4 protein-coding genes and 3 pseudogenes are annotated in these 5,004 nt (G+C 64.0%); 2 read left to right on the plus strand and 5 right to left on the minus strand.

The window, feature by feature from the left end:
- The coding region (locus ACWGS9_RS33980; RefSeq protein WP_454509311.1) for an LLM class flavin-dependent oxidoreductase at window positions 1-547 on the minus strand (547 nt) is incomplete at its 3' end.
- Window positions 548-1,286: 739 nt separating this feature from the next.
- On the opposite strand from ACWGS9_RS33980, the gene ACWGS9_RS33985 reads away from it, so the two are divergent.
- Both ACWGS9_RS33985 and ACWGS9_RS33990 read left to right on the plus strand, forming a co-directional pair.
- Window positions 1,287-1,619, plus strand: a complete 333-nt coding sequence (locus ACWGS9_RS33985) for a type II toxin-antitoxin system RelE/ParE family toxin (protein ID WP_454509312.1) — start codon at window positions 1,287-1,289, stop codon at window positions 1,617-1,619.
- A 5-nt stretch (window positions 1,620-1,624) separates the two neighbouring features.
- Window positions 1,625-1,936: a helix-turn-helix domain-containing transcriptional regulator gene (locus ACWGS9_RS33990; protein WP_454509313.1), complete on the plus strand. Its 312-nt coding sequence runs from the start codon at window positions 1,625-1,627 to the stop codon at window positions 1,934-1,936.
- 86 nt (window positions 1,937-2,022) lie between these two features.
- Here the strand turns inward: ACWGS9_RS33990 and bioD are convergent.
- The 4 genes and pseudogenes from bioD to ACWGS9_RS34010 form a co-directional block, all read right to left on the minus strand.
- Window positions 2,023-2,451, minus strand: a pseudogene (gene bioD / locus ACWGS9_RS33995) (dethiobiotin synthase); the annotation flags it as partial.
- Window positions 2,448-3,585: pseudogene (locus ACWGS9_RS34000) on the minus strand (8-amino-7-oxononanoate synthase). The pseudogenes bioD and ACWGS9_RS34000, both read right to left, overlap by 4 nt.
- On the minus strand, window positions 3,582-4,244 hold the full coding sequence (gene bioB, locus ACWGS9_RS34005; protein WP_454509314.1) for a biotin synthase BioB: 663 nt from the start codon (window positions 4,242-4,244) through the stop codon (window positions 3,582-3,584). Before bioB ends, ACWGS9_RS34000 begins: the two are co-directional and overlap by 4 nt.
- Window positions 4,138-4,977, minus strand: a pseudogene (locus ACWGS9_RS34010) (FAD-dependent oxidoreductase); the annotation flags it as partial. The gene bioB and the pseudogene ACWGS9_RS34010, both read right to left, overlap by 107 nt.
- Window positions 4,978-5,004: the final 27 nt, after the last annotated feature.

Raw genomic sequence — 5,004 nt, forward strand, 5'->3', positions numbered from 1 at the left:
CGAAATAGAGCGGTGGATAGGGCGTCTGTACCGGCGGGAACAGGAGGCGGCCATCCTCGATGCGGAAATGCTTGCCCTGATGCTCGACTGCCTCGCCACTCAGCAGGCGCTTGTAGACCTGCAGGAACTCCTGCGTCACCTCATAGCGCTCGGCATGCGACAGGAAGATACCGTCGCCCTTGTTCTCCAGCGGATCGCCGCCGGTGACGACGTTAATCAGCAGCCGCCCATTGGAGATGCGGTCGAGCGTCGCCGTCATACGCGCGGCGAGCGTCGGCGACTGCAGCCCAGGCCGCACCGCGACCAGGAATCGCAGCCGTTTCGTAAGCGGCGCCAGGGCCGAAGCGACGACCCAGGAATCCTCGCAGGACCGTCCGGTCGGCAGCAGCACGCCATAATAGCCAAGCGTATCGGCCGCCTGCGCCACCTGGGTCAGATAGTCCAGATCGACCGCCCTGCCGCCTTCGGATGTTCCGAGATATCGGCTGTCGCCATGGGTCGGCAGGAACCACAGCACCTTGATGCGATCGGGGATATCGTCAGCCATGTCCGTTATTTCTCAGCGAAAGCAATTGCGTTGATCGAGTTGCAGGCACAGTGACGCTGCCGTTCCAATCGCAGGAGAAAACATTAGTCTATCAATTTTGTAGAGTTACTGTTTTCTATTGTCCGGCTCAGGGTTGGAATTTTCTTCGCGGAGCGAGGTCGGATCCGGAATGGAGTAAGGGCAGAGCATCACGGAAGCGGAGCCTATGCGCTTCGGCGCGCCCATCGCAAACTGCCCTGTTTGCACGTACGTAGCTATACGTAGCTATATGTCGCAACGACGCTGTCGGTCTCCCCCTGGAAACCGACTGGAGTCTCAGCGGAGTGGAAAGTCCGGAGAAAAACGAATGGATCGACGTTTCGATGAATGGACCGATGCCGCGCTTCTCAGGGTCAACTGAAGCCGCCGCGGAAACACCGTCTGCAAGGCGTTGTAGAAAGCGGCTACCCTCTTCATCGGATCGTATGGCTCGGGAGAAGTTTCATCGTTGCCAGATTCCGACGACGGGATTGTCAGCGGTTGGAGGAGGTGACCTGGAGCCCAAGTTTGCCCGCCTTCCTTTCCGAGAGCCAAGCCATGCCCGCCGGCGGCGCAGAGGAAACGATGGTGTTCTGGGGAACTCCGATCTCGGGTGTCGCGAAACTCCTGATTGTTGCGCGATGTGACGCTTTGCCAACCTGTCGGGATCGCTGTAAGAAGAGGCTTGAAAGAGTTTCGTTTTTAAACGAAAATCGCCTATATGTTCGATGTACGGCACTATCTTACGCCTGACGGCGACGACCTGATTGCCGCTTGGCTGCGCAAACTTCGCGACGTGCAGGGCAAGGCAGCGATCATCCGACGATTGAATCGGCTTGAGCAAGGTAACTTCGGTGATTTCAAGCCACTGCGAGAGGGCGTCCACGAACTGCGCGTTGATGTCGGTCCTGGGTACCGAGTTTACTACGCCCGATCGGGTAAGACGGTGATGTTGCTCTTGTGCGGCGGCATCAAGCGCACTCAGGACGCCGACAGCGGATCGGGCCTGCGGCTATTGGCGCGACTGGCAGAGCCGTACCGAATGAAGGAGTGACGACAATGAAAGACCGTAGCCATGACGATGCAATGGCCGATCTGTTTCGAGACGATCCGGCGACGGCAGCCGCCACGCTTGATGCGATCCTGGCCGACGGCGATCAGGGTGAATTGCTGGTGACGCTCCGACAGATGGCCAAGGCGTTCGGCGGCGTGCCTGCTGTCGCCAAATCGGCCGAGCTTAACCAGACGCAACTCTACCGTACCCTTTCGGAGAAGGGGAACCCAGAGCTACGCAGCCTGAGTGCCGTGCTTCGCACGATGGGCCTACGCCTGGCGGTGCAGCCACTTGGCGAGTCCGTGCCACACGTCTGACTCTGACCCTCTGCGCGGCGAGCGCCGATTCGGCGGGCTAGCGGCCGCCTGCCTGAGTCCGAAAGAGCCGAGCTGCCTCAACGTTCCGAGAGCAGCGTGTGATTGATGGTGCCAAGCGTGGTGCGGGCACAGAGCACGACCGGCGCGTTCCACCGCGCGAAGACGTCGATGTAGAGCGCGTGCCTGCTGAGCGTCACCATCAACCCGCCGGCGCCTTCGACAACCAGTGGTCGGTCCGTCGCGGGCAGTGAGAGTGCCTTTGCATCGATCTCCACGCCGTCCAACTTGGCGGCCAGATGTGGCGACAGCGGCTGGCGGAGGCGCCAGGCCTCGGGCAGCACACGAGCTGCAGGCGGATCGGCGAGCAGGGAGACGATTTCGCTGTCGGTTTCTTCGTGGATGCCCGACTGCACCGGCTTCCAGTAGATACCGTCAAGCAGGCCGGTCAGCCCGGCCGCGAACACGGTCTTGCCGATGCCGGTGTCGGTGCCGGTGACAACGATTTGCGCTGTCACGGCGTGCGCTCCCATTCCGCGGCAAGCGCATCGAACAGCGCCGAAACGTCGGCCTCATCGACATTCAGCGTCAACGAGATGCGCAGCCTTGCGGTGCCTTCTGGCACAGTTGGCGGGCGGATGCCGCGCACGTCGAACCCACGCGCCTGCAACGCCTCAGCCAGCGCCATGGCGCTTGCATTGTCGCCGACGACGACCGGCAGGATCTGCGAACAGCTGGTCGGCAGACCCAGCGCCTCGGCCCCGTTGCCAGCAAGCGCGACCAGGCCGGCCAGCCGCTCGCGGCGCTCCGGCTCATCGGCGACGATGTCGAGGGCTGTTGCCGCCGCCACTGCCATCAGCGGCGAGGGCGCGGTGGCGTAGATGAAGGGCCTGCAGCGGTTGACCAGATAGTCGCACAGCACCGCCAGCACCGTGACCAGCGCGCCGGATGCGCCGAGCGCCGCAGGTATGCAGCACCACGACATTGTCGCGGCCTTTGAGATCATGCGCGAGACCGCGCCCGTTTGGGCCGTAGACGCCGGTGGCATGCGCCTCGTCGACGAACAGGAATGCATCGCGGCGATCCGCGACCGCGATCAATTCACCGAGGGGGGCCCGGTCGCCGTCCATGCTGTAGAGGCTTTCCACTACGATCCAGGGACGGCCCGTCCCACCCAAGGCTCGCCAGGCGACAATAGCCTCGTCCACGGCGCCGGCATCGTTGTGCGTCGCTTCCACCACTTCGGCGCGGCCGGCTCGCGCGCCCTCATGCGCACTGGCATGGATGAGTTCGTCCAGCACGATCAGATCGCTCTTCTGGGGCAAGGTGGTGAGCACGGCGAAATTGGCGACATAGCCACCGCCGAAAAACAGCGAACACTCAGCGCCGAAGAAGTCGGCCGCCTTGGCTTCGAGCGCTTCGTGTGCCGGATCGTTGCCGCGCAGCAGCCGCGAGCCGGTCGCCCCGACGGGGGTGCCGGTGGCAAGTGCCGCCGCGACCGCATCGGCCATGCGCTTGGAGCGCGCGAGGCCGAGATAGTCGTTGGAAGCGAAGTCAGTGCCCGAGCTGGCGCTGAGGCTCCGCAAACGGTCCTTGCGGGCCAGCCCGCGCAAGCTGGCCTCGTAGCGGTCGACCAAGGCTCGCCCGCTCACGGGGCCTCGCGCTCCGTCGGCCGGATACCCAGGCGCCGGAACAGGGCGCTGTCTTTATCCTCGCCCGGGTTCTCGGCGGTCAGCAAGGTATCGCCGACGAAGATGGAGTTGGCGCCGGCAAAGAAGCAAAGCGCCTGCATCTCGTCGCTCATCGCCGTGCGGCCGGCCGAGAGCCGCACATGCGATGTCGGCATCATGATGCGGGCGAGAGCGATGGTGCGCACGAATTCGATCGGCTCAATGGGTTCGGCCTCGCCGAGCGGCGTGCCCTCGATCGGGATCAGCATGTTGATCGGCACGCTGTCCGGCGGTTCCGGCAGGTTGGCTAAAGTCACCAGCATGTCGATGCGGTCGGCCTTCTCCTCGCCCATGCCGACGATGCCGCCGCAGCAGACTTTCATGCCGCTGTCGCGGACATTGGCAAGTGTCGAGCCGGTCGGAAAAGGTCCGCGTCGAGATAACCTCGCTATAGTAGCGCTCTGAGGTGTCGATGTTGTGGTTGTAAAGTCGAGGCCAGCCTGCTTGAGCTGCTGTGCCTGATCGAGGTCGAGCATGCCTAGCGTCATGCAGGTCTCCATGCCGAGCGCCTTCACGCCCTCGACCATGGCGACCACCGTTTCCATGTCGCGCTCCTTGGGGCTGCGCCAGGCGGCCCCCATGCATCGGCCGGCGCGAAGTATCGAGCGCCGTCGGATGGAACTGAACGAACTCCAGATCGGCAAGTTCCGCGCCGGCGCAGGCGGCCAGCGCCAGCCCATGCCCGAACGAGGAAAGCGGGTTCGTGGTGTCGCTGAAGAGGCCGCCGATACCGCCGGTCGCCAGCACCACACGGCGCGTGGGCAAGGCGAACACGCCGTTGTGCAGGACAACCAGCACGCCAACGATGCTGCCCTCCGTAACCACCAGGCGATGGGCTGTCATGCCTTCCATGATGGTGATCGAACGTGTCCGCCGCGCCACGGCGAGCAGCGCCCGGAACAACTCACGGCCGGTGGCGTCGCCCGCGGCGTGCACGATTCTGCGTCGCGAATGCGCCGCCTCCAGCCCGAGCCGCAGTTTTCCGTCCAAGGCGCGGTCGAAGGGAGCACCCGGACGAATGAGGTGGTCGACGGCGTTGGGAGCGGCCTCGACCACCCGCCTTGCTATTGCTTCGTCGCAAAGCCCATCGCCGGCAGCAAGCGTATCGGCGAGATGCAGCTCGGGACTGTCGTCCTCGCCGAGGCTTGCCGCGAGGCCGCCCTGGGCGAGTGTGCTCGACGCATCGGTTCCAAGTGGCGCCCTGGAGAGAAGGACGACAGGCTGCGGCGCCAGGTGAAGCGCCGTCATCAGGCCGGCAAGTCCGGCGCCGATAATGACCGGCGCGCCGCGAATGTCATGGACATCACACGTCATATGAAGAGCATGCGCTCGACGGCCCGG

Source organism: Mesorhizobium sp. Arg314 (assembly GCF_053714275.1).